This is a genomic window from Streptococcus oralis, assembly GCF_001578935.1.
Lineage (GTDB): Bacteria > Bacillota > Bacilli > Lactobacillales > Streptococcaceae > Streptococcus > Streptococcus oralis_R.
The window spans coordinates 489,085-490,719 of the sequence record NZ_KQ969521.1; the positions used below are offsets into that span (position 1 = coordinate 489,085).

Genomic DNA, 1,635 nt, shown 5'->3' on the forward strand with positions numbered 1-1,635 from the left:
ACCTATGGAGAAGGTTGGGATATGGGGACAGGTCTTGCACCTTATGATAAGGCCAAGAAGGACAATGCCTACCAGATGCCAAATATTGGATTCTTTAATGATGATCAGCGTGATGCCATCAAAGGAGGAGAAGTTTATGGCACAATCAAGGCAGGATTTGTTAGTGGTGCTGCTACAGAACCGATTGTAGCCAAAGCTATTCTTGGTAGCCGAGAGTTGGGTTCATATCTTAGTCCAAACCAAGTTCTTAACTATGTGGAAGCCCATGATAATTACAACTTGCATGATTTGTTAGTAACCCTGCATCCAGATCACAGTCCAGATAAGATTATGCGGCAAGTCGAGACAGCAACAGCGATGAGCATTCTTATGCAAGGCATGTCCTTTATAGAGTTAGGTCAAGAATTTGGACGCACCAAACTCCTTGCTACTGGAGAAAATGGCGAGCTGACTGCGGCAGATAGAGAACGTGCCATGAATAGTTACAATGCTCCAGATAGTGTCAACCAGGTAAACTGGGATTTAATCAATGAGAGACAAGAAAGCATTGACTTTATTCGCCAGATTATTCGCCTAAAAACACAAACACGTGCTTTCTCTTATCCTACATACGAAGAAGTTTATCGTCATGTCTTTGTTCATACAGCTGCTGAGAATAGCGGATGGATTGTTTATGAGATTCACGGTGGTCCAGAACATCTGCTAGTGGTGTTCAATGCCAAAGGAACTTCCTTCTACTTTGAAAATGCAGGAAATCTTGAAATGCTTGTGTCCAATAGTCGTTCTCAAGAGTCTAATGTGATTGACGATATCAGCGTTGCAGTCTTGAAGGTACTTTCATAGTAAATGCCACAAAAAGGTTTAGTTAAATCTAGACCTTTTTTGATTTTTATTGCAAAACCAATATCTAATAGGAATAAATTTCAAATAATTTGAAGAATCAAGTTTGTGAAAAAAATATCAATATTTTCCCAAAAAGGGTTGTAATTTTCTGAAAATTTGATAAAATAAGTTTTAATCATTTTCAGGAGGAAGGGAATTTGACAAATTATCAGAATTTAGTGAATGGAAAATGGAAATCATCAGAGAATGAAATTGCCATCTATTCTCCCATCAATCAGGAAAAGCTGGGTACAGTACCAGCTATGAGTCAGGCTGAAGTAGATGAGACTATGAAAGCTGCGCGTGCAGCTCTCCCAGCATGGCGTGATTTAGCACCAGTTGAGCGTGCAGCCTATTTGCATAAGGCAGCTGATATTTTAGAACGCGATAAAGAAAAAATTGGTACCATTCTTGCCAAAGAGGTTGCAAAAGGCATTAAAGCAGCCATTGGAGAAGTAGTACGTACAGCAGATTTGATTCGTTTTGCTGCTGAGGAAGGTCTCCGTATTACTGGACAAGCAATGGAAGGTGGCGGTTTTGAAGCTGCAAGTAAAAACAAACTGGCCGTTGTTCGTCGTGAGCCAGTTGGAGTCGTTTTAGCTATCGCGCCATTTAACTACCCAGTCAACCTTTCTGGATCTAAGATTGCTCCGGCTTTGATTGCAGGAAATGTCGTTCTATTTAAACCACCAACACAAGGATCTATTTCTGGTCTCTTGCTAGCTAAAGCATTTGACGAAGCAGGAATCCCAG

The 1,635-nt window shown here is 40.6% G+C and carries 1 protein-coding gene and 1 pseudogene; both read left to right on the forward strand.

Annotated features, from left to right (window positions below; all coding sequences use genetic code 11):
- Window positions 1–843: pseudogene (locus SORDD15_RS10425) on the forward strand (type I pullulanase); the annotation flags it as partial.
- Between the two features lie 197 nt (window positions 844–1,040).
- On the forward strand, window positions 1,041–1,635 hold a 595-nt coding region (locus SORDD15_RS02425; RefSeq protein ID WP_155718776.1), incomplete at its 3' end, for an aldehyde dehydrogenase family protein.